Origin of the sequence: Candidatus Frankia alpina, assembly GCF_902806485.1 — a bacterium.
In the GTDB taxonomy this organism is placed as follows: domain Bacteria; phylum Actinomycetota; class Actinomycetes; order Frankiales; family Frankiaceae; genus Frankia; species Frankia alpina.
The window spans coordinates 1-24,070 of the sequence record NZ_CADCWT010000033.1; the positions used below are offsets into that span (position 1 = coordinate 1).

Annotated in this window: 22 protein-coding genes and 1 pseudogene; 14 read left to right on the forward strand and 9 right to left on the reverse strand. The window is 71.5% G+C overall.

What is annotated here, in order from left to right:
• Positions 1–57: 57 nt before the first annotated feature.
• A pseudogene (locus G6R25_RS06240) lies at positions 58–339 on the forward strand (HNH endonuclease signature motif containing protein); the annotation flags it as partial.
• A 136-nt stretch (positions 340–475) separates the two neighbouring features.
• Positions 476–832: a hypothetical protein gene (locus G6R25_RS06245; protein ID WP_163552217.1), complete on the forward strand. Its 357-nt coding sequence runs from the start codon at positions 476–478 to the stop codon at positions 830–832.
• Here G6R25_RS06245 and G6R25_RS06250 read toward each other — a convergent pair.
• Positions 811–1,146, reverse strand: coding sequence for a type II toxin-antitoxin system VapB family antitoxin (locus tag G6R25_RS06250; protein WP_163552218.1), 336 nt, complete (start codon positions 1,144–1,146; stop codon positions 811–813). The two genes, G6R25_RS06245 and G6R25_RS06250, sit on opposite strands and share 22 nt — an antisense overlap.
• 210 nt (positions 1,147–1,356) lie before the next feature.
• Between G6R25_RS06250 and G6R25_RS06255 the strand changes: the two genes are divergently transcribed.
• The 6 genes from G6R25_RS06255 to G6R25_RS06280 all read left to right on the forward strand — a co-directional run bounded on the left by G6R25_RS06255 (position 1,357) and on the right by G6R25_RS06280 (position 7,772).
• Positions 1,357–2,130: a DUF2470 domain-containing protein gene (locus G6R25_RS06255; RefSeq protein ID WP_235947593.1), complete on the forward strand. Its 774-nt coding sequence runs from the start codon at positions 1,357–1,359 to the stop codon at positions 2,128–2,130.
• A 259-nt stretch (positions 2,131–2,389) separates the two neighbouring features.
• Entirely contained in the window at positions 2,390–3,148 is a 759-nt protein-coding gene (locus tag G6R25_RS06260; RefSeq protein ID WP_136447610.1) for a metal ABC transporter ATP-binding protein, read from the forward strand.
• A complete protein-coding gene (locus G6R25_RS06265; protein WP_163552219.1) occupies positions 3,145–3,996 on the forward strand; it encodes a metal ABC transporter permease in 852 nt (283 codons plus the stop codon). The genes G6R25_RS06260 and G6R25_RS06265 overlap by 4 nt, the downstream gene beginning before the upstream one ends.
• 16 nt (positions 3,997–4,012) lie before the next feature.
• A complete protein-coding gene (locus G6R25_RS06270) occupies positions 4,013–4,897 on the forward strand; it encodes a metal ABC transporter permease (RefSeq protein WP_163552220.1) in 885 nt (294 codons plus the stop codon).
• Complete coding sequence (locus G6R25_RS06275) at positions 4,898–6,112, forward strand: pyridoxal phosphate-dependent aminotransferase (protein WP_163552221.1); 1,215 nt, start codon at positions 4,898–4,900, stop codon at positions 6,110–6,112. It abuts the gene before it with no gap.
• A gap of 58 nt (positions 6,113–6,170) precedes the next feature.
• A complete protein-coding gene (locus G6R25_RS06280; RefSeq protein WP_163552222.1) occupies positions 6,171–7,772 on the forward strand; it encodes a hypothetical protein in 1,602 nt (533 codons plus the stop codon).
• Here G6R25_RS06280 and G6R25_RS06285 read toward each other — a convergent pair.
• Together G6R25_RS06285 and G6R25_RS06290 are read right to left on the reverse strand one after the other, a co-directional pair.
• The gene (locus G6R25_RS06285) at positions 7,729–8,148 is read right to left on the reverse strand and encodes a hypothetical protein (RefSeq protein ID WP_163552223.1); all 420 of its coding nucleotides are present in this window, start codon (positions 8,146–8,148) and stop codon (positions 7,729–7,731) included. The genes G6R25_RS06280 and G6R25_RS06285 overlap by 44 nt on opposite strands.
• 287 nt (positions 8,149–8,435) lie before the next feature.
• Positions 8,436–8,837, reverse strand: a complete 402-nt coding sequence (locus G6R25_RS06290) for an SCO5389 family protein (RefSeq protein ID WP_163552224.1) — start codon at positions 8,835–8,837, stop codon at positions 8,436–8,438.
• Positions 8,838–9,091: 254 nt separating this feature from the next.
• Here G6R25_RS06290 and G6R25_RS06295 point away from each other — a divergent pair, with 254 nt between their 5' ends.
• A complete protein-coding gene (locus tag G6R25_RS06295) occupies positions 9,092–9,655 on the forward strand; it encodes a Fur family transcriptional regulator (RefSeq protein ID WP_419469318.1) in 564 nt (187 codons plus the stop codon).
• A gap of 4 nt (positions 9,656–9,659) precedes the next feature.
• On the opposite strand, the gene G6R25_RS06300 is transcribed toward G6R25_RS06295, so the two are convergent.
• Entirely contained in the window at positions 9,660–10,907 is a 1,248-nt protein-coding gene (locus G6R25_RS06300) for a CapA family protein (RefSeq protein WP_163552225.1), read from the reverse strand.
• Between the two features lie 107 nt (positions 10,908–11,014).
• On the reverse strand, positions 11,015–11,944 hold the full coding sequence (locus G6R25_RS06305) for an LLM class F420-dependent oxidoreductase (RefSeq protein WP_419469319.1): 930 nt from the start codon (positions 11,942–11,944) through the stop codon (positions 11,015–11,017).
• 115 nt (positions 11,945–12,059) lie between these two features.
• Between G6R25_RS06305 and pdhA the strand changes: the two genes are divergently transcribed.
• The 4 genes from pdhA to G6R25_RS06325 all read left to right on the forward strand — a co-directional run bounded on the left by pdhA (position 12,060) and on the right by G6R25_RS06325 (position 16,240).
• On the forward strand, positions 12,060–13,268 hold the full coding sequence (gene pdhA / locus G6R25_RS06310) for a pyruvate dehydrogenase (acetyl-transferring) E1 component subunit alpha (RefSeq protein WP_473246878.1): 1,209 nt from the start codon (positions 12,060–12,062) through the stop codon (positions 13,266–13,268).
• A gap of 64 nt (positions 13,269–13,332) precedes the next feature.
• A complete protein-coding gene (locus G6R25_RS06315) occupies positions 13,333–14,406 on the forward strand; it encodes an alpha-ketoacid dehydrogenase subunit beta (protein WP_163552226.1) in 1,074 nt (357 codons plus the stop codon).
• Between the two features lie 31 nt (positions 14,407–14,437).
• The gene (locus G6R25_RS06320; protein ID WP_163552227.1) at positions 14,438–15,883 is read left to right on the forward strand and encodes a dihydrolipoamide acetyltransferase family protein; all 1,446 of its coding nucleotides are present in this window, start codon (positions 14,438–14,440) and stop codon (positions 15,881–15,883) included.
• A 120-nt stretch (positions 15,884–16,003) separates the two neighbouring features.
• Complete coding sequence (locus G6R25_RS06325) at positions 16,004–16,240, forward strand: hypothetical protein (protein WP_136447596.1); 237 nt, start codon at positions 16,004–16,006, stop codon at positions 16,238–16,240.
• 111 nt (positions 16,241–16,351) lie between these two features.
• Here G6R25_RS06325 and G6R25_RS06330 read toward each other — a convergent pair whose 3' ends face one another.
• Together G6R25_RS06330 and G6R25_RS06335 are read right to left on the reverse strand one after the other, a co-directional pair.
• The gene (locus tag G6R25_RS06330; protein WP_163552228.1) at positions 16,352–16,747 is read right to left on the reverse strand and encodes a hypothetical protein; all 396 of its coding nucleotides are present in this window, start codon (positions 16,745–16,747) and stop codon (positions 16,352–16,354) included.
• A 111-nt stretch (positions 16,748–16,858) separates the two neighbouring features.
• A complete protein-coding gene (locus G6R25_RS06335) occupies positions 16,859–18,718 on the reverse strand; it encodes an acyl-CoA dehydrogenase (protein WP_163552229.1) in 1,860 nt (619 codons plus the stop codon).
• A 167-nt stretch (positions 18,719–18,885) separates the two neighbouring features.
• On the opposite strand from G6R25_RS06335, the gene G6R25_RS06340 reads away from it, so the two are divergent.
• On the forward strand, positions 18,886–22,290 hold the full coding sequence (locus tag G6R25_RS06340) for a patatin-like protein (RefSeq protein WP_163552230.1): 3,405 nt from the start codon (positions 18,886–18,888) through the stop codon (positions 22,288–22,290).
• Between the two features lie 27 nt (positions 22,291–22,317).
• Here G6R25_RS06340 and G6R25_RS06345 read toward each other — a convergent pair whose 3' ends face one another.
• Together G6R25_RS06345 and G6R25_RS06350 are read right to left on the reverse strand one after the other, a co-directional pair.
• Entirely contained in the window at positions 22,318–23,022 is a 705-nt protein-coding gene (locus G6R25_RS06345) for a hypothetical protein (protein ID WP_163552231.1), read from the reverse strand.
• A gap of 356 nt (positions 23,023–23,378) precedes the next feature.
• Entirely contained in the window at positions 23,379–24,041 is a 663-nt protein-coding gene (locus tag G6R25_RS06350; protein WP_163552232.1) for a nitroreductase family protein, read from the reverse strand.
• Positions 24,042–24,070 lie beyond the last annotated feature (29 nt).

The following is a 24,070-nucleotide window of genomic DNA, read 5'->3' on the forward strand; positions in this document are numbered from 1 at the left end:
AGAGTAACCAGTCAGCACGGAAAGTGACCTTCGCGCGGCCCTGGTTGCCGGCACACCAGGTGGCTTCAGATTCATCACATTGAGGAATGGGGCGCCACGGGAGGGGCGACAGATCCGGCAAATTTGATCCTGCTTTGCTCACTCCACCACCGACTTATACACGACAAAGGCCTGATTCTCGAGCGGCGGCCGACCGGGGAGCTCCTGGTCTTTCACCCGAATGGAACGGTCGCTCAGGAGGCACCGCCGATGAGCAGCGATCCAGACCCGCTGCGCATCTTCCGCACCACCGCACCCCATGGGCCAGGTCATGGATCTTCGGCCGGACAGGCAGCGTGAGCCTCGCTGCAGGCCGAGTGCTGATCGATCGGCTCACGTCGGCCCCGACCAGGCGTCCCGCATCCTGCACCGATCTGATGGGACACGGGGTCGGTTGCCTGGCTACGTGCAGCGATGCCCGTAGGCTCCCGGTCTTATGAGCCCCATCCTCGCGTCCGGACGAGCTGGGAACTTCCTTCGATCCTTGTTGATCATTGCTGTGCTCGTCCTGACGATGCGGACGGTCTACCTGCTGTGGTTCTTCCACACCCCGGCCTGGACGTCGCGACCGCACGACATCCGCTATTGCGGCGGATGGTACGAGCGGGCCGACACACCAGATGTCACAGGCAGTCAAGCCAGGAGGACCGCCGGTGGAGACCTCAAGGCGGTGATGCGATCACCGGTCTTGCGGCCGATCACTGCCCACCATCCGTCATCGGCCTGTCCGCAGTATCTGTTCGCCAAGGTCGGCAAGGATGTCTACGTGACCTACCGCGCCACCGACGACTGAGCCGGGTCACTCAACGCGGGTCCGGTGAGCACGTAGACCCGGGCGTGTATCGAGGTGCGCTGCTGCAGCGCTGCGCGGACCGCTCGATGCAGCCCGTCCTCGAGGTAGAGCGCTCCTCTCCACTCGATCACGTGCGGGAAAAGGTCTCCGTAGAAGGTCGAATCCTCATCGAGCAGTACATCGAGCGCAAGCACTCGCTTCGTCGTGACGAGCTGATCGAGCCGGACCTGGCGGGGAGGAATGGCCGCCCAGTCCCGCTGGCCAAGGCCGTGCTCGGGGTACGGGCGACCGTCTCCGACCAACTTGAAGATCACCGGCACCTCCTCTTCGAGGGCGAGACATCCGTCGACTAGGACAGCCTAGAATTCCTGCCTCGCCTATAAGACCCCGGTCGGCCCGGAGCGGGAACCGGGTGGACACCAGGACCACGACCGGGTGGCGGATCCCCACATCGGGCCGGCTCTCACTTGACCTCCATGCCAGGTCTGGCTTAAGTAAGCCTTACCTCAAAAAAGGAGGCCACGATGGCGTCGCCAACCCACACGCAGAACATGGTCACGATGGCTCAGCAGGCGAGGACGGTCCTGGCCGGTGGCCGCACGGCGCTGCTGACTCTTCCCTGTGAGCAGGCAAGGGGATGGGTGGGAGTGATCGACGACGGGGGTGAGCCGGTGCTGATGGCGAGCACCGAAGGCCCGCTTGCCTGCGCTGCCAGGAACGGGAGGCGGAGCTGGGTCGAGGTTCCCGGGCATGCAGGCGAGCGCCTGATCCTGGCCGGCCCGCTGTGGATGGTACCGGGTACCACGGAACAGATCCTGCGCCGGCTCGCCGATCTGGGCCGCGCAGTCAGCACGGAGGGCGGCATCGCCGATGGCCTTTCCGTGTTGGCGCTCGCCGTCGACGATGTGGTGCTCTGCCTACCCACCACCGACATGGACTGCGGTCCACGCCGATGGACCTCCGCCACGGTAGGCCGGCGCATCGACCTGGCCACCTATGCGTTCGCCGAACCAGACCTGATCAGCGCCTACGCCCCGGAACTCATCGAGCATCTCAACGTGGGACATGCGGATCAGATGCGCCAACTCGCCCGACACGCTCGGCCTGCGGCGACCGAAGGTGACGTTGCTGGTGTTCAGGTCAGCGGCCTGGATCGATACGGCCTGGACCTGTGGCGAGTCGATGGCGCCGGAGCCGAGCAGGTGCGGGTCACGTTCCGACAGCCGCTCATCGAGCCTCGCTCGCTCGGCCGGGAACTACGCCGATTGCTCGATCAGTCGACCAACACCTCGGAATGACGACCATAGTCGGCTGTCGCCGATCTCCTGCGGCCCGCGGCGGCGGACGGGGTACTCGTCTCCGCCAGGGGGCATGGGTCAGCCGATCCGATCGCCCCCAACACCCTGCCCGGCGGTTCGGACAACCCGGCCGGCCGGGCACTCAACCGCCGGGTGACAATCACCTACGGTGGCCGCTGAAACCATTGCCGATGCTGAGCTCACAGCCACCGGTGAGTCCGATTTGACATCGGCATCGAAAATCGTTTCCAATTAGGCCATGTCACGACCCGCCGCGATCGTCTTCGACCAGGCGAGCGTCGCCTATGGGCGGGTGCCTGCGTTGGAGCAGGTCCACGGCACGGTGCACCAAGGGGAGATTGTCGCTCTCGTCGGGCCGAACGGCGCGGGCAAGTCAACCCTCATCAAGGCGTTGCTTGGCCTGGTGCCGGTCGCGTCAGGTTCGATCAGTGTCCTCGGCCGGCCGCCCGCGTTGGCGCGCCGGCAGGTCGCGTACGTGCCGCAGGCGGACACGCTCGACCCGGACTTCCCGGTCTCAGTGGCGCAGGTCGTCCTGATGGGCCGCTACCGGCGGATCGGCTGGCTGCGGCCACCCGGGCGGGTCGACCGGGACGCGGCGGCCGATGCGCTGGCGGCGGTGGGCCTCGCGCACCGGGCGGCGGACCGGTTCGGGATACTGTCGGGTGGGCAGCGGCAGCGGGTGCTGCTCGCCCGGGCGATCGCGGCGCAACCGGCGGCGTTGCTGCTCGACGAGCCCTTCAACGGGGTCGACGCGGTCTCCCAGGAGGCTCTGCTAGCCACGATCAGAACTCTCGCCGCGGGTGGTGCCGCGGTCGTCGTCTCCACCCATGACCTGGGCCTGGCGCAGCTCACCTGCGATGGGATCTGCCTGCTCAACCGGCACCAGTTCGGCTTCGGTCCACCCGGCGAGGTACTCACCCCCGACCTGCTGCGGGCCGCCTATGGCGGGGCCGCGTTGGAACTGGGCGATCGCGGTCTGATCGTCACCCGATCATGATCGATTTCTTGGTGGCGCCGTTCGGCCGGCCCTACATGACGCGGGCTCTCGTCGAGGCGCTGCTCCTCGGTGCACTCTGCGGCGCGGTCGGGGTATATGTGCTGCTGCGCCGGCTGGCATTCCTGACCGACGCCGTCACCCACACCGTCTTTCCCGGGGTCGTCGTCGGGTTTCTGGTCTCGGGCCGGTCCGGCATCGTGCCGGGCGCGCTCGTCTGCGCGGTGGCCGCGGTGGCCCTGTTCACGGCGATCGCGGCCACCCGACGAGTGAACGAGGACACGACCCTGGCCGTGCTGCTGACGGCCTTCTTCGCGGTGGGAGTGATCCTCATCTCCCGGCAGCGTTCGTACACCGCCGATCTGACGGCCTTCCTGTTCGGGCACATACTGACCATCGACACCACGGACATCGTGGTCACCGCCGTGGTGGCCGTCCTTGCCGGGTTGGTCCTGCTCGGGTTGGGGAAGGAGCTGCTGCTGCGGGCCTTCGACCCGGAGTGGGCCCGGGCGGCGGGATACCGGATCACCGCGCTCGACCTGGTGAGCAACATGCTGATAGCGCTGGTAGTGGTCGCGTCGGTCCAGGCCGTCGGGACGGTGCTTGTGATCGCGATGCTCGTCGTGCCGGCCGCGGCGGCGCGGCTGCTGTCCGAGCGGCTCGGCGTCATCGTCGCCGTGGCGGTGCTCGTCGGTATGGCCGGCGCCTGGCTGGGACTCGCCACCAGCTACGAGGCATCGGTCGGTCACGATGTTCGGCTGGCCGCCGGGGCCACCATCGTGCTCGTTCTCGTCGCCTTCTACGTCCTGGTGACGCTCGGCCAGGCCTCCCGGCGGCTCGTCCGACGATGACTCGGCTGGTGAAGCGATGACGCTGTTCTCTTCGCTCGGTGACGGCTACGTGCGGCGCGCGCTGCTGGAGGTCGTGATCGTCGGAGTGCTCTGCGGTGCTGTCGGTGTCCATGTCGTGTTGCGTCGGCTGAGCTTCCTGACCATGGCGTTGACCCACGCGACTTTTCCCGGGGTGGTCATCGCGACGATGCTCGGCCTGGGCCTCGTCCTCGGCGCGGGGCTGTTCGGTGTGCTCCTTGTGGCTGTCGTGGCAGCGCTGACCGGCCCGCGCGGCGCGGAACACGGACGGGAGACCTCCAGCGTCACCGCCGTGGTGCTCTCCGGCGGCTTCGCTCTCGGGATGGCGCTGATGTCGACGCAGGAAGGCTTCAGTCGGGACCTCACCGCCTTCCTGGTCGGCTCGGTGCTCACCGTCCAGCCGAGTGACCTTGTCGTCAGCGCGGTGACGACGGCGGTCGTGCTCGGAGTGCTGGCAGCGCTGCGCAGGGAGCTGCACCTGGCCGCCTTCGACCCGGACGCCTTCGCCACCGCGGGCTATCCGGCCCGCCGACTCGATCTGGTCCTGCTGCTGGCACTCGAGGCGACGGTGGTGACCTCCCTGCCCGCCGTCGGCACGATCATGGCCGTCGCCCTGATCGTCGGCCCGGCGGCGACCGCCCGACTCTGGTGTTCACGGACGGCCACGATGACTGCCATGGCCATCGTTGTCGGCGTCGCCGCCGGTGTGATCGGGCTCACTGTCAGCGAGCAGTGGAACGTCGCTGCCGGCGGTGCCATCGTGCTCTCCGTCGCCGCGTTCTTCGTGGCCTCACTGGTGTTGCGGTCACTCCCGTGGAGTGAACCTGTCGCCGCAGCCGTGGCCCGCCGAAAATCCGCTGGACGCCCCACCTACTCTGGGTAGATGGAGTTCGCCCAGTCCGACAAGCTCGCCGACGTCTGTTACGACGTCCGCGGGCCTATCCTCGACGAAGCGACTCGGCTGGAAGCCGCGGGCGCGCGCATCCTCAAGCTGAACATCGGCAACCCGGCACCGTTCGGCTTCTCCGCTCCGCCGGAGGTACTCGAGGCCGTCGTGGCAAACCTTGCGGATGCACAGGGGTACAGCGACTCCAAGGGCCTGCGCGCCGCACGCGAGGCGGTCGTGGGTTACCACAACCGCAAGGGCATCACCGGGATCACGTCCGACAGCGTCTATCTGGGCAACGGCGTGTCCGAAATGATCATGATGTCGTTGCAGGCGCTGCTCAACAACGGCGATGAGGTGCTGCTCCCGGCGCCCGACTACCCGCTGTGGACGGCCGTGGTCAGCCTTTGCGGCGGCCGGCCGGTGCATTATCTCTGCGACGAGACCGCCGGCTGGGCGCCGGACCTGGCCGACATCGCCCAGAAGGTCACCCCGCGGACCAGGGCGATCGTCGTCATCAACCCGAACAACCCCACCGGCGCCGTGTATGAGCGGCAGGTGCTGGAGGACATCGTCGAGGTCGCGCGGCGCCACCATCTCATGCTGCTGTCCGATGAGATCTACGACCGGATCCTCTACGACGACGCCGAGCACGTCGCCACCGCGTCGCTTGCCCCGGACCTGGTCTGCATGACCTTCAACGGACTGTCGAAGGCGTACCGGCTGGCCGGGTTCCGCTCCGGATGGATGGTGCTGTCGGGCCCGCGTGGTCACGCATCGTCCTACATCGAGGGGCTGAACATCCTCGCGAACATGCGGCTGTGCGCGAACGTGCCTGGGCAGTTCGCCACGCTCGCCGCGCTCGCCGAGGACGGCGGTGCGGGCGATCTTGTCCTGCCCGGCGGTCGGCTGCGAGAGCAGCGGGACACGGTCGTCAAGCTGCTCAATGACATCCCGGGCGTGTCCTGTGTGCCGCCGCGGGGCGCTCTCTACGCGTTTCCGCGACTCGACCCCGAGATCTACCCCATCCAGGACGACGAGCGGTTCGTCTTCGACCTGCTGGCAGCCGAGAAGATCCTTCTCGTCCAGGGCACCGGCTTCAACTGGCCGCGTCCCGACCACGTCCGGATCGTGACCCTGCCCTCGGTGGACGATCTGACCGACGCCATCGGGCGGATCGACCGGTTCCTGGCCCGGTACAAGCAGAACTAGTCCTATCGACACCATCGACGAGGTTGTCCACAGACAGGCGGCGCCCTGTGGACAACCTATGGGCAACTCACGCCGCGACCTGTGGGTCGCGCTCCTGCTCGCCGTCACCACCGTCGGAGTGGAGATCGCGCTGCACGCCCGGATCGGGCGGCCGCTCTGGTACGACGAGCTCTGGCGTCCGCACTTCGCGGGCGAGCCCTGGTCGACGTTCTGGTCGGAGCTCAGGTCGGCAAACGCGCCGTCGTCGCTGGGGTCGATCGCGCTGACCCGGGTGACCGGCGACGTTCTCGGCTGGCACGCCTGGGCACTGCGGACCGTCACGGCCGGGATCTGGCTGCCGGTGCTGGCCGCGGCCACCTTTCTGTCCGCGCGGCGCTTCGCCGGCATCGTCCCTGCTGCGGGCGGCGCGGTCGCGGTGGCGCTGAGCGGCACCGTCGTCGACTCCGGCACCCAGCTCAAGCCGTACGTCCTCGAGGCGATCGTCTCCCTGGCGGTGTTCGCCCTGTGGACGGCGCCCGGCGCGCCGCTGCGGAACCGGACCGCGGCCGGCGTCCTGGCCGCAGTCTCGCTGCCCGCCGTGTTCCTGCTGGTGCCGTTGGCCGTGGGCGACCTCGTCCGCGACCGACGAACCAGCTGGCGGGCCGCGCCGGCGCTGCTGCTGGCCGGCGGGCATGCGATGGTGTTCGTCGCTCACCAGTCCAGCCAGCGCGCGAGCCACTTCTGGGACGACCACTTCCTCGCTGGACGCGGCGTCTTCGGCGGGGGGCGCTTCACCGCCGACCAGGCGCGCGCGGTCCTCGGCGGCGCGCCACCCGGCATCGACCGTTACGACCCCAACCTGGTGCATTCCCTGCTCGAGGGCCACCGCCTCGCCACGACCCTCGTGGGGTCGGCAACGACCGCCGCCGTGCTCGTAGGTGCCCGGACGCTGCGCCGCCGGCCGGACGGCGCGACCCTGCTGTGGAGCCTGGTCGGCGCCGAGCTGTTCCAGCTCGCAGCGAGCGGTGGACGTTACTGGCCGTTCGGGGCGTGCCGGCCGAACCTGTTCCTGGTCCCGCTGCTGACCATCGTCGCGGCGGCCGGCGCGAGCGAGCTGGCCAGCGCGGTCCGCCGACGCGGCGGCGGCGCGGGTGTCATCCGGGCGGCGAGCGTGCTCTGCCTCGCGGGGGTCGCGGCGACGCCGGTCTGCGCGGCGGCCGGGATCGGCACCCTGTGGCGGGAGCGCCACGAGGTGCGCCCGATCGACGGCATGGTCCACGCCACGCTGGCCGTGCGCACCGAGTACCGCCCGGGTGATGCCGTCGTCGTCGGCGGACGTCTCGCCCGGGCGGGCTGGCTGTACGGGATGGAGCTCAGCAACGACGGCCCACAGCCACCTCGCGCACGGGTGCCACGCTCGGCGACGACGTTCCTGAGCGCGATCGGTCGCGGCGACGCGGAGCGGGCCGTGCGGGCCCGCCAGCAGCCGCCACGGCGGGTCCTGCTGTTCGTCCTCGCCTACGACCGCCGGGGCACGACCGCGGAGCTCGCCGCCCTGCGCCGCGGCGGGTGGTGCAAACGCGGCGCCCGTTCGTTTCCGCTGACCGGGACGCTGCATGAGCTGGACCGCTGCCCGGTCACGGGGTCTGTGGGCCCGCGGTCGCCATCGGCTGGCCGATGATCGTCGCCAGCGCCGCCCATTCCCGATCACCGTCCGCCAGCGAGGCGACGACGCGCTGCTGCAGGACGCCGACCTCGATGCGGGTGCCGTCGAACAGTTGGGCGCAGGAGGCCGCCGCCGCGGTGTAGCCGCGGCCTCCTGCGTCGTAACGAACCCGCGCGCCGGAGGTGGGCGGCACCGGCGCGGTGATTGCCGCCGAGATGGCGGTATCGAGGGCGGCGCAGGCGGGTTTCAGGGCGGCGCCGTTCTGCGCGGCGAGGTGACCTCGGACGGCGGCCACGTCCGTGGCCACCCGAACCCGTAGCCCCTCGCTGCCGTGGTACCAGGACGCCAGCTCCGCGGCGTCGTTCGCGGTGGAGACCGGGACGGCCGGCATGGCGACCGTCGGGGCGGCGACCGAGGGGGGGTGCTCGCGTGCACGGCGCCGGCGGGCGGCCCGACCGCCTGCTGCCCACCCCCGGTCAGGGCGGCCGCGGCACCGCCGATGACCAGCGCGACCGCGCCGAGGATGGCGAGCCGGCTGCCAACGGGGTTCTGCAACGGATCCGGCTCTCGCAGCCAACCCGGCCGGCTGCCATGCCGCTCCTCCGCCCGTCCGGCCCCGACTCTCGACGCAGCGCAAAGGTTATGCCGCGGGGAGTGGCCGGCCGGCACCGGGGGCGCTCAGCAGTTCACGAGCTCGGGCTTCTGGTTGAGCACCTGCGCCTCGCGGGAGACGAACTGCCGGTACTGCTCCCCGCCGACCGCGTCGAGGCCGAACATCCCGACCCGGTGGCAGTTCTGGAACACGAGAGCCACCCCGAAATGCCGCTCCAGCGCCGAGCGGATGGACGTGCTGGCCATGGCCCGCAGCAGCTGGCCGCCTTCGGCGTCGGTGGGCGGCGTGCCGTCGAAGGCGGTGAAGTCGCAGCCGGCGGCGCGGGCCGGCCCGAGCTCGGCCGCGAGCCGTTCGACCAGCTCGTAGGCGAACGGCAGCGAGGTGCGGACACAGTCCAGGAACGCATCGTCGGCCAGTTCGCCGGCACGGGCCGCCTCGACGAGCTGCGGAGTAACCGTAAGTGACATCAAAACCTCCAAGGGTGGTGGCGAGCTCGTCCCGCCGCGACCAACTCTTTCGGAAATGAATTTCATTGTCAATAACTTGAACCTTGGGTGTGCCATCCGAGCCGGCCGAACGGCCCTGACAGCGCGCGAAGGTGAGAAAATGAGACCGTGAAGCGAGCCGAGCCGCGAAAATGTCGCGGCTCGGCCGGGTCGATGGCATCTAAGACCGCTGTGGCCTCTCGGACCACAGGGCAGACGTGGCGAAGGGAGTGTCGGTGAGCATCGCGGGGAACGAGGCCAGATCGACCGACGTTGACCCGTCCCCGTGGCCGGACCCCGGCTCCCCCAGCCCAGCCACCTCCCCCAGCCCAGCCAACCCCGTGGCCCCCGTCGCCGGCCGCGGCAACAGGGCGGCCCGCGGCGCGCCCAGCCGCGGCACGACGGTGCGCGCCACCCGGCAGGGTGACGCGGTGTGCGCCGCCCTCGCCGAGACCGACGCTTTCACCAGCGCCCAGGACCTGCACGCCCTGCTGCGCTCGCGGGGCGCCGCGGTCGGGCTGACCACCGTGTACCGCCATCTGCAGGTACTGGTGGACCGGGGCGAGGTCGACATGATCCGCCGCGACGACGGCGAGACCGTCTACCGGCGCTGCGCCACCGAGGCGCACCACCACCATCTCGTCTGCCGGGTCTGCGGGCGGACCGTGGAGATCGCCGGTCCGGAGATCGAGGTGTGGACCGCGGCGGTCGCCGACGCCGAGGGCTTCGTCGACGTCGAGCACACCGTCGAGATCTACGGCACGTGCGCCGGCTGCGCGACGGCGCCGGCCGTGCCCTGAACCATCACGGGGCGGTGGCCGACAGGCCGGTGCAGCCCCGCAGCGCGTTCCAGCCGGCGAGTGCCTGACTGCCTGCGGCACCGCTCAGTGGCCGCGGCGCGCCGCCCACGATCCGGGCGGGCACCCAGGTGGCGGCGGTGACGGCCCGGCCGGCCACGGTCAGTTTCAGGACCCCGGACTCGGTGTTAGGCCCGGTACCGGACGAGTAGAAGACGAAGTTCCCCAGTCCATAGTCGACGTAGACGCCGTCGCCGTTCCAGCCTGCCCCGAGCAGAACGTGGGCGTGGCTTCCGACGACGACGTCCGCCCCGGCCGCGGAAAGCCGAGGAACCAGGGAACGCTGCGCGTCGCTGGGACACTGCTGCTGTTCGACCCCCCAGTGCAGGAAGACGACGACGGTGTCGGCCCGCGCCCGTGCGGAGCGCACGGCGGCGACCAGCTTGTCGACCTCCTTCGCCGAGGCCAGGCCGGGCTTGTCCGGTCCGGCCGTCCAGCCGGGGATGAGCTCGTTGTCGAGGACCTGGGTCGCACCGATGACGGCGATGCGCTGCCCCTTCGCCGTCGTCGTGTACGGGGCGAAGGCACTGGTGTCGTCCTCGCCGATGCCGATGACCGGGAAGTGCGCCGCACGGGCGTGGCGCAGCGAATCCTGCAGCCCGGTCAGGCCGTAGTCCATACCGTGGTTGTTCGCCATGGTCACGACGTCGATGCCGGCGGCCCGCACTGCGTCGAACGCGGTGGGCGGGGCGCGGAAGGTGAACTCCTTCGGCGCCGGGGTGCCGCCGTCGGTCACCGCGGTTTCCAGGTTCGCGACCGCGAGATCCGCGGCGGACAGGGCCGCCGAGATCGGCCCGATCGCCGTGGCGGGATTCGCCGCGAGGCGCTGGCCGGGCGTCCCGGCGAAGTGGATGTCACCACCGAACGCGATCGTGACCGGCTGCCCCGTCGGCCGCCGCGGGCCGTTCCCGACCGGGCCGGTCCCCTTCGCCGTTCCCGAGTCCCCGGCCGTTCCCGGGGCCGCCGGGGAACCGGTCCCACCGGGGCGGGCCACCGCGGCGGTCCCGCCGGCCGGCGCGGGAGTTGGAGCCGCGCCGTCACCGTAGGGCATCGAGCAGGCGACGAGTCCGACCAGTAGGACCCCGGCCATGCCGAGAGCCAGCCCCGCGGCTCCCGACCGCCGCCGCCCGGCCAGCCAACGCCCGGCCAGCCGCCGCCCGGTCAGCCGCCGCGCGAACTCCCCGCCCCCGCCCATGCCGCGTTCCTCCGTCCGACGCCCCGTCCGGCAAGCCTCGCCGACCAGGCCACGCCGGGCCAGTGGACGTCACAGGACCGACATCTTTGCCGGGGCCCCGGCAGCCGTCACAGGGCCGACAGCGCCGGCGCCAGCTCGCGCCACTGCCGGCGGGGCAGCCCGCGGCGGTCGAAGTCCAGGACCTGCACGGCGACCTGGTCTGCGCCGGCGTCGAGATGCTCGGAGATCCGGCCGAGCAACACGTCCGGACCGCCCCAGGCAACGATAGTGTCGACGAGGCGGTCGGAACCCGCACCGGCGAGGTCGTCGTCGTCGAACCCGAACCGGCGCAGGTTGGCCGTGTAGTTCGGCAGCCGCAGGTAGGACCCGGTGTGCCGACGCGCCAGCTCCCGGGCCTGCTCGGGATCGTTGTGCAGGACGAACGCCTGCTCGGGGACGAGCAGCTTGTCCGGGCCGAGGATCTCCCGGGCCGCCGCGGTGTGCTCGGGTGGGACGAAGTAGGTGTGTGCGCCGTCGGCGCGATCGCGGGCGAGGCCCAGCATCTTCGGCCCGAGTGCCGCGAGGACCCGTGGCGGCGGTTCGGCTGGGGCCACCGCCCGGTACTGCTCCGCGGCCATCTGGTCCATCTCGTCGAGGTAGGCGGCCATCTGCGCCAGCGGGCGGGTGTAGGAGGCACCTCGGATGTGCATCAGCTCGGCGTGGGAGACACCCAGCCCGAGCAGGAAACGACCGGGAAACGCCTCCGCGAGGGCGAGCTGCGCAGCGGTCATCGTCAGCGGGTTGCGGGCGAGGATCTGCGCGATTCCGGTCGCGATCGTGATCCGCGAGGTGGCCGCGAGGGCAAGGCTCGCGGTGACCAGGACCTCCCGGCCCTTGACCTCACCGGTCCACAGCGTGGGATAGCCGAGTTCGTCGAGCTCGGTGATGGCCTCCCGGACGGCGTCGGCCGGGGAGAAGTCGAACTGCCCGCTCCAGACGCCGACCTTCCCGATGTCGCGGCGGGCCGGCGGGCGGGGCACGTCCTTCGCACTCGTCACCGCGACACCGTACCGACCCGGGCCGCCGGCAGCGGGCCGGGAGGCGTGGGCATCCGGTGAGGCGGGCTGACAGATCGGGTTGCCGGCCTCCGTCTGAGGTCTATCGTTGCGGGGTGTGGCGGAGCTCATGCAGCTGCTCACTCCAGGCGGTCATCGGATCACTGTCGCGTCCCGGGCCAGGACGACGGAACTGGCCGAGTCGCCCACGGCCACGTGCGACTCCCGGTCGGACCCGCCGCGGGGGGCCGGGCTGCCGGCGGCCGGCCCGGGCAACGGGCCCGGTGGCGGGGAACCCACCATCGTCGACATCGACCTGCCCGTCTATGTCGCCGACCTCACCGACGACGAGCTCTTCGGCCTGTACCGGGACATGGTGCTGGTCCGCCGCATGGACGAGGAGGCGACCAGCCTGCAGCGCCAGGGCGAGCTCGGGCTGTGGGCGAGCCTGCGGGGTCAGGAGGCGGCGCAGGTCGGGTCCGGGCGGGCGCTCGGACCCGACGACATGGCGTTCCCGTCCTACCGCGAGCACGGCGTGGCCTGGTGCCGCGGGGTCGACCCGGCGGCGGTTCTGGCCATCTTCCGCGGTGTCAACCTCGGCGGCTGGGATCCGGCCGAGCACGGCTTCGCCCTCTACTCGATCGTCGTCGGTGCACAGACTCTGCATGCCACCGGCTACGCGATGGGAATGGCCCAGGACCGCTCACCCGGCGCCGCGATCGTCTACTTCGGGGACGGCGCGTCCAGCGAGGGGGACGTCAACGAGGCGTTCGGCTGGGCGAGCGTGTTCGCCGTCCCACTGGTGTTCTTCTGCCAGAACAATCAGTGGGCCATCTCGGAGCCGGCCCGCCGGCAGAGCCGGACGGAGATCTTCCACCGGGCGGCCGGCTTCGGCTTCCCCAGCGTGCGCGTCGACGGCAACGACGTGCTGGCGTGCCTCGCCGTGACCCGGTGGGCGCTGGCGACCGCGCGGGCTGGCCGCGGGCCGGTGCTCGTCGAGGCGGTGACCTATCGGATGGGCGCGCACACGACGGCCGACGACCCCACCCGCTATCGGTCATCGGCCGAGCTCGAGGCGTGGCACCGACGCGATCCGCTGGACCGGATACGCACCCATCTTGCGGCCCGCGGCCTGCTCGCGCAGGAGCGTGACCGGCGCCTGGCCCTCGAGACCGACACCTTCGCCCACGAGCTGCGGGCCCGCTGTACGGCGATGCCCGACCCGGATCCGACCAGCCTGTTCGATCATGTGCAGGTCACCGAGAATGGGCTGGTGGCGGCGCAACGCTCGGCGTTCGCAGCGACGCTCGATCCGGGCGAGACATGAGGGATGGGCTCGACATGGAGGGTGGACTCGTGGCGGGCAGGACGCACAGACCTGGGGAGGCGTGGTGACCAGCGGAGCCGTCATCGCCGGCGAGCAGGCCGCCGACGGCGGTGGGCAGCGGACCGGCGAACCGGCCGGCCCCGTGCCGATCACCCTCGCGAAGGCGTTGAACCTGGGCCTGCGCTCGGCGATGGCGGCCGATCCGAAGGTAATCGTGATGGGTGAGGACGTCGGCACCCTCGGTGGCGTGTTCCGGGTGACCGACGGCCTGCTGAAGGAGTTCGGGGAGGCCCGGGTCATCGACACGCCGCTGGCCGAGTCGGCGATCGTCGGGACCGCCATCGGGCTGGCCATGCGCGGCTACCGGCCGGTCTGCGAGATCCAGTTCGACGGCTTCGTCTACCCCGCGTTCGACCAGATCGTCAGCCAACTCGCCAAGCTGCACTACCGCTCCGCCGGGCGGATCCGACTGCCGGTGACGATCCGCATCCCGTTCGGCGGCGGCATCGGTGCCGTCGAGCACCACAGCGAATCCCCGGAGGCGTACTTCTGCCATACCGCGGGGCTGAAGGTCGTCGCCTGCTCGAACCCGGCCGACGCGCACCAGATGATCCAGCAGGCGATCCGTTCCGACGACCCGGTCATCTTCCTGGAGCCGAAACGGCGGTACTGGGAGAAGGCGGTGGTGGACCCCGGTTCGCTGGGCGAGCCGTCCCCGGACGCGACCGGCGGCCTGCACAGCAGCGCGGTGGCGCGCGCGGGCACCGACGCGACGTTGGTCGGCTACGGCCCGACGGTGCGGACCTGCCTGGACGCCGCCGAGGTCAGCGCGGCCGACGACGGCCGGTCGTTGGAAGTCGTCGACCTGCGTTCGCTGTCCCCCCTCGACCTCGAACCGGTGCTCGCCTCCGTCCGGCGGACCGGGCGGCTGGTCGTGGTGCACGAAGCGCCGTCGAACGTCTCGGTCTCCGCCGAGGTCGCCGCGCGTGTCACCGAGCAGGCGTTCTACTCACTGGAGGCGCCGGTGCTGCGGGTCACCGGGTTCGACACCCCCTACCCGCCAGCCCGCCTCGAGGACCACTACCTGCCCGACGTCGACCGCATCCTCGACGCGGTCGACCGCTCCTTCGGCTACTGACCCGCCCGCGCTATCCGAACTGGGGTTCCCCGTGTCGCAGCGACAGTTCCGCCTCCCCGACCTGGGTGAGGGTCTGACCGACGCGGACGTCGTCCGCTGGCTCGTCCAGGTCGGCGACTCTGTCACGGTGAACCAGCCGCTCGTGGAGGTGGAGACCGCCAAGGCGGTCGTCGAGATCCCGAGCCCGTTCGCCGGGATCCTGGTGGAGATTCACGGCGAAGCGGGCAGCACCATGGCCGTCGGCGCACCGCTGCTGACGATCCAGACGGCCGATGCCGGGCAGCCGGCCGATGAGCCCGCGGCTGCGGCCCTCGCCCCGCCGGCGGCCGCACCCGGGTCCGACTGCGGCACGGCCGGCGGCGGGCGGCTGCCGGTTTCCCGCGACGCCGGTGCCGGCGAGCGCGTGCCTGTGCTCGTCGGCTATGGGCCTCGCCAGGGTCAGCAGCGTCATCGCAGTCCCCGCCGGCCCGCCCACGGGAGCGGACCGGGGCGGGCGGGCGGCGCGGTGCTCGCCAAGCCACCCGTGCGCAAGCTCGCCCGCGACCTTGGTGTCGATCTCACCGGGATCACCGGCACCGGCCCCGACGGCACGATCAGCCGGGACGACGTCCAGGCCGCCGTGCGCACCACCGCCCGGGCGGTGCCCGCACCAGTCCCGGCGGCGCAGCCGACCGCACCGTCCGCCACCGTTGCACTGGACGCGATGCCACCCGCCCCCCGGCGAATCGGTGCAGTCCCGGCCGACGCTGCCTTTTCCACCACGACGGGGGCCTGGCACGTGCCCGTCACCGGGCTGCGGCGGTCGATGGCGCAGGCCATGGTCGCCAGCGTCACCGCCGCGCCGCACGTGACCGAGTTCCTCAGCGTCGACGTGACCGCCACCATGGCCACGCGCGAACGCGTGGCGGCGCTGCCGGAATTCGCGGGCATCAAGGTCACGCCGCTTTTGCTCGTCGCCAAGGCCCTGCTCGTCGCCGTGCACCGGCATCCGATGATCAATTCCCGCTGGATCGAGGACGCAGGTGCGGGCCGGGCGGAGATCCAGGTGCCCGACCTGGTGAACCTGGGCATCGCCGTGGCGGGCCCGCGCGGGCTCGTCGTGCCGAACATCCCCGACGCGGGCCGGCTCGATCTCGTCGGCCTCGCGCGGGCGCTGGCGGGGCTCACCGGGTCGGCCCGGGCGGACCGGCTCGACCCGGCGAATCTTCGCGGTGGGACCATCACCATCACCAACGTGGGGGTGCTCGGCGTCGACGTCGGAACGCCGATCCTGAACCCGCCGGAGGCCGCCATACTTGCTCTGGGTTCGATCCGTCCCATGCCCTGGGTGCATGACGGTCAGCTCACGGTGCGCACGGTGGTGCAGCTCGCTCTGTCCTTCGATCACCGCATCGTGGACGGGGAGCTCGGCGCCGCGGTGCTTGCGGATGTGGGCGCAATGCTGACGGATCCCACACTCACCCTCGCCTGGTCATGATCGACTCATCGGATCCACCAGCTCGCCACAAAGCACGCGAGAGGGGCGCACAACGGCGCACACTCGGCCCCCTGGTACGGTTGCGCCCCTGACCGGCTTCCGGCACAAAGAGGTGGAACCATGACGCGAGTGGAGGCACTTCAGGCCGCGGACGAGTTCGTCGCCAAGGTTCTGACCTCCGCCAGCTCCAGTGGCCGGTTCACCGGCACGCTGAACCTGGCCGAACGGGTCGACCTCACGCTCCGGGTGGCCCGGTTCCTCCTGGAAGGGCAGTCCTCCTCGGACACCGACGACCTGCTGAAGCGGGACATGCGCAACGAGTTGGACCAGGCCTTCCCGCCGCTACGCACGTCCTGACGCCGGCCCCGGACGAACAAGCCGCCCGGAGCCCGGTTTCCCGAACCCGGGTCACAGGCTGTTCGGGAAACGGGCCGGGCGGCGGCGGACGGGCGGGTACGGGATCAAAGGTCACCGGCGCGGCGACGGGAAGCGCTCCGCGCTGCCGACGTGACCGACCGGCTGCGGCTCGGGGTCCGTCTCCGGGTGGCGCGAGGGGTTCAGCTTGCGGTCCTCTTCGGTCGTGAGGCCCGGCTCACGTCGGCGCGGCGCCTCGACCGGGGTGACCGGGTCCACAAGGACCGTGTCGTCGATCGAGATGGGAGTCGGCACGCCGCTGTCCACCGACTCCTCGACGATCTTCCGGCGCCACTGGTTCTGGTAGAGGGTGATGCCGAGGCCGATGGCGCTGACGAGCATCATGATGAGGCCCACCATGTCGAGGTCGAGCCCGGAGGGATCGGAGCGGACGGCGAAGGTGAGGATGGCGCCGAGGGCGAAGAAGACGAGGCTCAACGGGATTCCCATGCCCGCCCACCTACCCTCGGATCACCCCAATACAACCCCGCCGGGACGGCAATTGCCACGGACCGCGCGAGACCTCCCGCGATCCGTGGCAACCCCTGTCGATCGCCGGGATCAGAACGCCTCCTCCGGAAGATCCATGAGCCCGAGCCCGGTCGACTCGACCACGGCCCGGCGCGCCTTCAGCTCGGGCAGCACGTTCGCCGCGAACCAGCGGCCCGCGGCCACCTTGCCCTGGTAGAAGGCCGTGTCCCGGCCGCCGCCCGCCTCATTGCTGCCCGCCTCATTGCCGCCCGCCCCGTCGAGGGCGCGCACCGCCACCTCCGCACCCCGTAGCAGCAGCCAGCCGATGTGCACGTCACCGATGCTGAGCAGCAGGCGGGTGGAGTTCAGGCCGACCTTGTAGACCTGCCGGGCGTCGTCGGCGGCGCTGGTGAGGTAGCCGACGAGCGAGCCCACCATCGCCTGGACGTCGTCCAGGGCCGCCCCCAGCGCCTCCCGTTCGTACTGCAGTGCACCGTTGCCGGCCTCCGCCTTCACGAAGGACTGGATCTCCCCCAGCACGGCGGTCAGCGCCTGCCCGCGATCCCGAACGATCTTCCGGAAGAACAGGTCCTGCCCCTGGATCGAGGTGGTGCCCTCGTAGAGGGTGTCGATCTTGGCGTCCCGGAGGTACTGCTCCATCGGATAGTTCTGCAGGTAGCCGGAGCCGCCGAGAACCTGCAACGAGGTCGAGAGCAGCTCGTAGGACCGCTCGGAACCGACCCCCTTAACGACCGGCAGCAGCAGGTCGTTGATCCGGACCGCGAGCTCGTCGCTCTCGCCGCGCGCCGCCGCCTGCATCACCCGGTCCTGGAACGTCGCGGTGTACAGCACCAGCGAACGCATGCCCTCGGCGTACGCCTTCTGCAGCATGAGCATCCGGCGGACGTCGGGATGGTTGATGATCGCCACTCGGGGCGCGGTCTTGTCGGTGGACCGGGTGAGGTCGGCGCCCTGCACCCGGGTACGGGCGAAGTCGAGCGCGTTGAGGTAGCCCGACGACAGCGTGGCGATGGCCTTCGTGCCGACCATCATCCGGGCGTACTCGATCACCTGGAACATCTGCGCGATGCCCTCGTGCACGTCGCCGACCAGCCAACCGACCGCCGGGGTCCGCTCGCCGAAGCTCAGCTCGCAGGTCGCGGAGACCTTCAGGCCCATCTTCTTCTCGATGTTGGTGACATACACGCCGTTGCGCTCCCCGGGCGCTCCGGTCGCCGGATCCGGCATGAACTTTGGCACGACGAACATCGACAGGCCCTTGGTGCCCGGGCCGTTCCCCTCGGGCCGGGCCAGGACGAGGTGGAAGATGTTCTCCGGAACATCCCAGTCGCCGCTGGTGATAAACCGCTTGACGCCCTCGATGTGCCAGGTCCCGCCGGGCTGCTCGACCGCCCGCGTACGCCCGGCGCCGACGTCGGACCCGGCGTCGGGCTCGGTGAGCACCATCGTCGCGCCCCAGTGCCGCTCGATGGCGAAGCCGGCGAGCGTGCGCTGCCACTCGTTGCCGAGCCGGTGCAGGATCGCCGCGAAGGTCGGGCCGGCCATGTACATGAACACGGCCGGGTTCGCCCCGAGCACCAGCTCGGCGGCAGCCCAGGCGACGGTCGGCGGCGCACCGAGCCCACCAAGATCCGTCGGAACGAACAGTCGCCACCATTCGCCGTCCAGGACCGTCTGGTAGGAGCGCTTGAAGGATTCGGGCAGGGTGACCGAGCCGGTGGCTGGGTCGAGCGTCGGCGGGTTGCGGTCGCCGTCGGCGAACGACTCCGCGACGGGGCCGACGGCCAGGCGCTCCAGCTCGGCGAGCACCTGGTGCACGGTCTCGGCGTCCATCTCCTCGAACGGAGCGGTGCCGAACGTGCGATCGACTCCGAACACCTCGAACAGGTTGAATTCGAGATCCCGCAGGTTGCTCCGGTAGTGGCCCATGAACGGCTCCTTTCCAGGAGCGCCGGGCGGCGCGCACCGCCGGGACCGGCTTGCTACTGGTGAGTACAGTGTTCCCATGCTACCCATGAGTAACCCGTTGACAAGTGGGACTTCGCAGTAAGGGCACCCACCAACCGGCACCGATCACGGCAAGCACGGATGGGGCGATGTCCGGCACGTCTACCCTTGCCACCATGCGTGACGAAGCGACCCAGGAAGTACGGCTTGCGGTCGTCATGACCGGCGGCGCCAGCCTCGCCGTCTGGATGGGCGGGGTCGCCACCGAGATCAACCTGGCCACCAGCCCCGGGCACACCCGCGCCGACGACGCCGACGCCGCGGTCGCCGCCCGCTACGCGCGGCTCGCGGCCATCCTTGACGTCGAGCTCAGCGTGGACGTGCTCGCCGGGGCCTCCGCCGGCGGGATCAACGCGACCATGCTCGGCTTCGCCAACGCCCTGGACTGCGACCTCTCCCCGCTGCGCGACCTGTGGCTGTCGCTGGGCTCGCTGAACACGCTCATGCGCACCCCGAACGAGAAGGCGTACCCGTCGCTGCTGCGGGGGGACGCGGCCGTGCTGCCAGCCCTGCACACCGCCCTCGGCGCCGTGGCCGGGACGACCGCGGCGCGTGGATCCGCCATCGCCCGCCCGACCTCGGTGTTCGTGACGACGACGATCCTGCGGGGCGAGGTCGCCGAACACACCGACTCCCTCGGCGGCACGACGTACGACGTCGACTACCGCGGCCTGTTCGTGTTCAGCACGCCGGACCTCACCGATCCCGCGGCGATCCCCCGCCTGGCGCTCTCCGCCCGGGCCAGCTCCGCGTTCCCGGGTGCCTTCGAGCCGGCCTACGTGCCGGTCGGGCACGCCCTCGACGACACCCACCCGGACATGGCGCGTTACGTCAACTCCGCCCGTTCCTTCCAGGCCTCCGACGGCGGGATCCTCGTCAACCGGCCGATCGGCCCGGCGTTGGCGGCCATCTTCGACCGCCCCGCCGAACGCCAGGTCCGCCGGGTGCTCACCTACGTCGTGCCCTCCCCCCGACCAACCCCGTCAGCCCCGTCAGCCCCGGAACGCACGGCCGGCACTCCACCACCTCTGCCAGCACCCCCGCCACGGACACCTTCGGTGAGCAGCACCCTACTTGGGGCGCTCGGCGCGGCGCTGAACCAGTCGATCGGCACAGACCTCGCCGCGCTACGCGAGCACAACGAGGCCGTCCGCGGCGCCCGGGCCGGTCGGCGGCGCCTGCTGCGGCTGGCTCCGGCGGGCACGGCCCGGTTGGTCGACGACAGCGTCTACGACGCCTACCGACGCGGGGTGGCCGAACAGGTCGCGGCACCGGTCATCGAGGCACTCCTGCGCGTGCTCACCGACCGCTCGGACCTGCCGCACCCGCCGGACGCCGACGCGATGCGCACCGACGCCGCGGGCCGCGCCCGGATGACCAACGCCGCCGTCGCCGCCGTCCTGGAGACGCTGCCCGGCCGGCTGCCAGGCATCGGGGACATCGACGAGCTGTGGCGGCTCGGCCAGCCCGCGCTCGACGGCGTCCGGGGCATTCTCGTCTCCATGATCAATGAGGGGTATGTGTTGTGCCCCGAGCCCACCGGGCGGGCCCGCCTCGCCCGGCTCGCCGCTGCCGTACATGACGCCGCCCTGTACACCTCGTCGCCGCGGCCGGGTGTGATCACGACGGTCAGCGAGACCCTGGCCGCGATGCCCGGGGCACCGCTGCTCGACGTCATCGAGATGGCCACCCGCCGGTGGCTGCGCATCGATCTCGCGGGGGCAGCGAGTCCGGCGGGGCAGCCGGAGTTCGGCTGGGCGTCCCTCGCACCGGTCGTCGGCGAGCTGCGCGGTGAGATCGCCGCCCTCGTCCGTCGCTGGACGCCGCCTACGCCGCCCCCGGCCGGGCCCGGCATCCGGCCGGCGGGGCTCAGCGTCGGGCAACGCCGTGCGCTCGCCGCCCGCGCACTCACCGACTTCGTCCGCTACCTGCCCACGGCCGGTGCGGACGCCCTGATCGCCCTGCTCGACCTGCACCTGGTCGAACGCGCCACGACCGGGAACCTGCTGGACCAGCCGGTCGAGCTCGTCCAGATCAGCGCTGACCTTCCCACCGCCCTCGCCCCCACCCGCCGTCTGGCCGAAGACAAGGTCACGGGCCTGCAGTTGGGCAACTTCGGCGCGTTCGCGAAGTCCTCCTGGCGGGCCAACGACTGGATGTGGGGGCGACTCGACGGCGCCGGCTGGCTCGTGCGCATCCTGCTCGACCCGCGCCGACTCGTGCTGCGGCGGGACCTTGCTGTGCCCACCGGTCCCCCAGGCATCCCAGACATCCCAGGCGGTGTTGCCACCGTGGGCCGGGTCGCCGGCACCGCTGCACTGGCCCGGCGAGGCTGGCTGGTCTCGCTTGTCGACGACCTCACCGAGGTCGCAGGCACCCCGGCCCCGCAGGAGGCACTCGACGAACTCGCCTTCCTCACCGATCCGGACGCGCCGGTGCCGCCAAGCCTGCCGGTCACGGCCACCTGGGTGGCCGCCGGGATCCAGCGGGACATCGCCGCCAAGGAACTCGTCGGCCTCGCCCGAGCCATCCGCCAGGACAACGACTCCGGCCTCGATCCGCGCCCCACCGCCGACTTTCTCGCCACCGTCGACCGCGCCCTCGCCCCCGAGTCGAACAACACCACCCCACCCACCAGCGCCACCCCACCCACCAGCGCATCTCCGGCCACCAGCGCATCTCCGGCCCCAGCGGCTGGGGAGACAAGAACGGGAGCTTCCGGCGGCACGGAGGTGATCTTGCTGGCAGCGGCCGCGGCCGCCCGGGTCGCGGCATCACAGCGCGCCGCGGCGAGGCCGGCAATCGGGGTTGAACCACCGCCCGCCGCAGCCGCCCCGCCGCGGCCGCCCGGCCTCAGCGGGGTGCCGGTGGCGCCGGGAATGCTAGCGCCGCGGGCCGTGGACGATGTGCTGCGGGCCTGCCACGTCCCGGCGGAACGCATCACCGACCCGGCGCAGGGCCCGATCCTCGTCACCGCCCTGGCCCAGATCATCGCCGTGGTCACCGCCTGGGTCGCCTCGATGCGGATCCTGCCGCGGCCCGTGCGGCCGGCGGCATTCGTGGTGCGTGTCGCGGCGCGGCTGGCCTACGAGCTGGTCCGGGACGTGTCCCAGCGCCGGCGGCGGGTGGTGATCGGCCTGGGGCTGGCGCTGGTGGTCCTGGGGGTGGCCGGTGGACTGGTCGGTTCCGGCGTGGTGGGGGGGCTCGGCATCCTCGTGGCCCTGCTCGGGCTGCTGCTGATCGGGTTGACCAGCTGGCGACGGGTGCCCGGCGGGCTGGCCGTGCTCGCCGCCGGCCTCATCGCCGTGATCGCGGCCGCCGGAGCGTTTCCGGTGCTGCACGACCCGCTGTTCAACTGGCTGAGCGACGACGCCGTTCCCTACCTCGCCGACCATCCCTGGGCGTGGGCGACTGTGTTCGGCGCGTTCGTGCTGCCGGGCGCATGGTCGCTCGCGGAGGCCTTCACCACCCGCCGGGTCCGCCGCCGGGGCTGAGCCCGAGCTGGCCGGGGTCAGCTCCGTTCAGGAGACGTCCGACCAGCTCAACATGCCGTTGGGGTCCCGCAGGCAGGACACCGGCCGTCCGGCGGAGTCCCGCAGGACCCGGCCGACGTCCGCCGGCTCGCACGACCCGCCCTCCTGCAGCGGCGACTGGGCGGAGGAGGGCGGCGGCTCGGTGGACCACCGGCCGCCGGCGGCGGACCCACCGCCGTCATCCGGAACGCAGAACAGCGCCAGGCCGTTGACGGCCGTCGCCGGGGCCTTGTTCCGGCCAGGCGCGCACGCCTCGCCGAGGAACACCGCCGACGGCTGCGGCGTCGGTACCGCCGTGGCCGCGGCACCCCCACCGGCTGCGCCGGCCGCGGGGCTCGCCCCGGGAGCGGACTGCGCCGCGCCTGCACCCGAAGCGCCCGCTGAACCCGGGGAGTCCGGGGACCCGGAGGAGCCCGCCGAGCCGCCCCCAGCCGTGGCACCGTCCGGCGCGGCGCTCGCCGAGTCGGTGGCGCCTGCGGCGGCCGGCGGGGTCACGGTGGGCGGAGTCACGGTGGGCGAAGCCGGCACGCCCTGATCTGGCGGGAAGGGACTGGCGGTGATCGAGGTGTTCGACTGGGCGGCCATGTTCTCACCCGACGAACCGGAGTCCGAGCAGCCGACCAGGACCGCGAGCAGTAGGCCGCTCGTCATCGCCAGGCCGAGCCGCCCCGGACCCGAACGGGTGGGCAGCAACCGGCCGTGCCTCGGACGCAAGCGGGCGGACCCGTGACGTCCCGGTGCCTGCGCACCACTCACGGCGAACCTCCCGTCGCAGGTCGGGAGCCGAGTCATACCCGGTTTCGGGCCCGGCCGACCAAGGCCCCCGGTCCAGCTTAGGTAGCCTTCTGCTCCCGGCGGGGCAACTTACCGGGAACTGGACCGTCCGGGCTCGTTCCCGGCGGCATGGGAACCCGTTGGGCAACGCTGCGCATCGTCGCGGATGCAGTCGCGTCACGGATGAACAACACGAGCACCGCACCCACCAGCGCCAGCGATGCAGGCACGAGAAAGGTCCAACGGCGCGCCAGCTGAGAACAGGCGGGCCGCGCCTAGCCGACCGGGCCCGAGCGCGCGGAACCGATGGGCTGCGCCGCCGCGGCGGACACCGGCAGCTGCTCCGGGACGACCGCGGCGACGGGCCGCAGGGTGCCGTCGACCGCCAGCTCGGCGGCGACCTGGTCGAGCGGGACCGCGGGCCGGGACGGCAGCGGCATGCCCTGGGCCTGCGTGCCGAGCTCGACCCAGCCGACCAGCTCCTCGCCGTCGGCCAGGCCGAAGGCCGCGCGGACCTGCGCGCTGTCCAGCAGCGGCACCGACTTCCAGGCCGAGGCCAGACCGAGGGCGTGGGCGGCCAGGCAGATGTTCTGCGCCGCCGCGGCGGCGGAGGCGTCCTGCTCGCCGACCGGCACCTTCGACTGGACGCGGGCGGCGACGACGGCGATGAGCGCCGGGGAGCGGGTGGCCTTGCCGGCGGCCTTGCGTACGACCGGCTCGGGCAGGGTGCCGACGGCCTGCGCCGCCTCGGCGATGGCGGTGGCGAGGGTGGCCCGCGCCTCGCCACGTACGACGACGAACCGCCACGGCCGCAGCATCTTGTGGTCGGGTGCCGTGGTGGCGGCGCTGAGGATGACGGCGAGCTGCTCCGTCGTCGGCCCGGGTTCGACGAGTCGAGTCGCGGTGCGGCGCGTCATGAGGCAGGCGAGAGCACCCACGAGGGACTCCTTAGTTGGCGAGGCACCCT

What these genes read in the sequence shown, in the direction of transcription:
- G6R25_RS06325 (WP_136447596.1), top strand. Translation starts at nt 16,004, where the DNA reads ATGACGCGAGTGGAGGCACTTCAGGCCGCGGACGAGTTCGTCGCCAAG.
- G6R25_RS06270 (WP_163552220.1), top strand. Translation starts at nt 4,013, where the DNA reads ATGACGCTGTTCTCTTCGCTCGGTGACGGCTACGTGCGGCGCGCGCTG.
- G6R25_RS06300 (WP_163552225.1), bottom strand. Translation starts at nt 10,907, where the DNA reads ATGGGCGGGGGCGGGGAGTTCGCGCGGCGGCTGACCGGGCGGCGGCTG.
- G6R25_RS06265 (WP_163552219.1), top strand. Translation starts at nt 3,145, where the DNA reads ATGATCGATTTCTTGGTGGCGCCGTTCGGCCGGCCCTACATGACGCGG.
- G6R25_RS06275 (WP_163552221.1), top strand. Translation starts at nt 4,898, where the DNA reads ATGGAGTTCGCCCAGTCCGACAAGCTCGCCGACGTCTGTTACGACGTC.
- G6R25_RS06335 (WP_163552229.1), bottom strand. Translation starts at nt 18,718, where the DNA reads ATGGGCCACTACCGGAGCAACCTGCGGGATCTCGAATTCAACCTGTTC.
- G6R25_RS06285 (WP_163552223.1), bottom strand. Translation starts at nt 8,148, where the DNA reads ATGCCGGCCGTCCCGGTCTCCACCGCGAACGACGCCGCGGAGCTGGCG.
- G6R25_RS06255 (WP_235947593.1), top strand. Translation starts at nt 1,357, where the DNA reads ATGGCGTCGCCAACCCACACGCAGAACATGGTCACGATGGCTCAGCAG.
- G6R25_RS06340 (WP_163552230.1), top strand. Translation starts at nt 18,886, where the DNA reads ATGTCCGGCACGTCTACCCTTGCCACCATGCGTGACGAAGCGACCCAG.
- G6R25_RS06330 (WP_163552228.1), bottom strand. Translation starts at nt 16,747, where the DNA reads ATGGGAATCCCGTTGAGCCTCGTCTTCTTCGCCCTCGGCGCCATCCTC.
- G6R25_RS06280 (WP_163552222.1), top strand. Translation starts at nt 6,171, where the DNA reads ATGGGCAACTCACGCCGCGACCTGTGGGTCGCGCTCCTGCTCGCCGTC.
- G6R25_RS06260 (WP_136447610.1), top strand. Translation starts at nt 2,390, where the DNA reads ATGTCACGACCCGCCGCGATCGTCTTCGACCAGGCGAGCGTCGCCTAT.
- G6R25_RS06245 (WP_163552217.1), top strand. Translation starts at nt 476, where the DNA reads ATGAGCCCCATCCTCGCGTCCGGACGAGCTGGGAACTTCCTTCGATCC.
- G6R25_RS06290 (WP_163552224.1), bottom strand. Translation starts at nt 8,837, where the DNA reads ATGTCACTTACGGTTACTCCGCAGCTCGTCGAGGCGGCCCGTGCCGGC.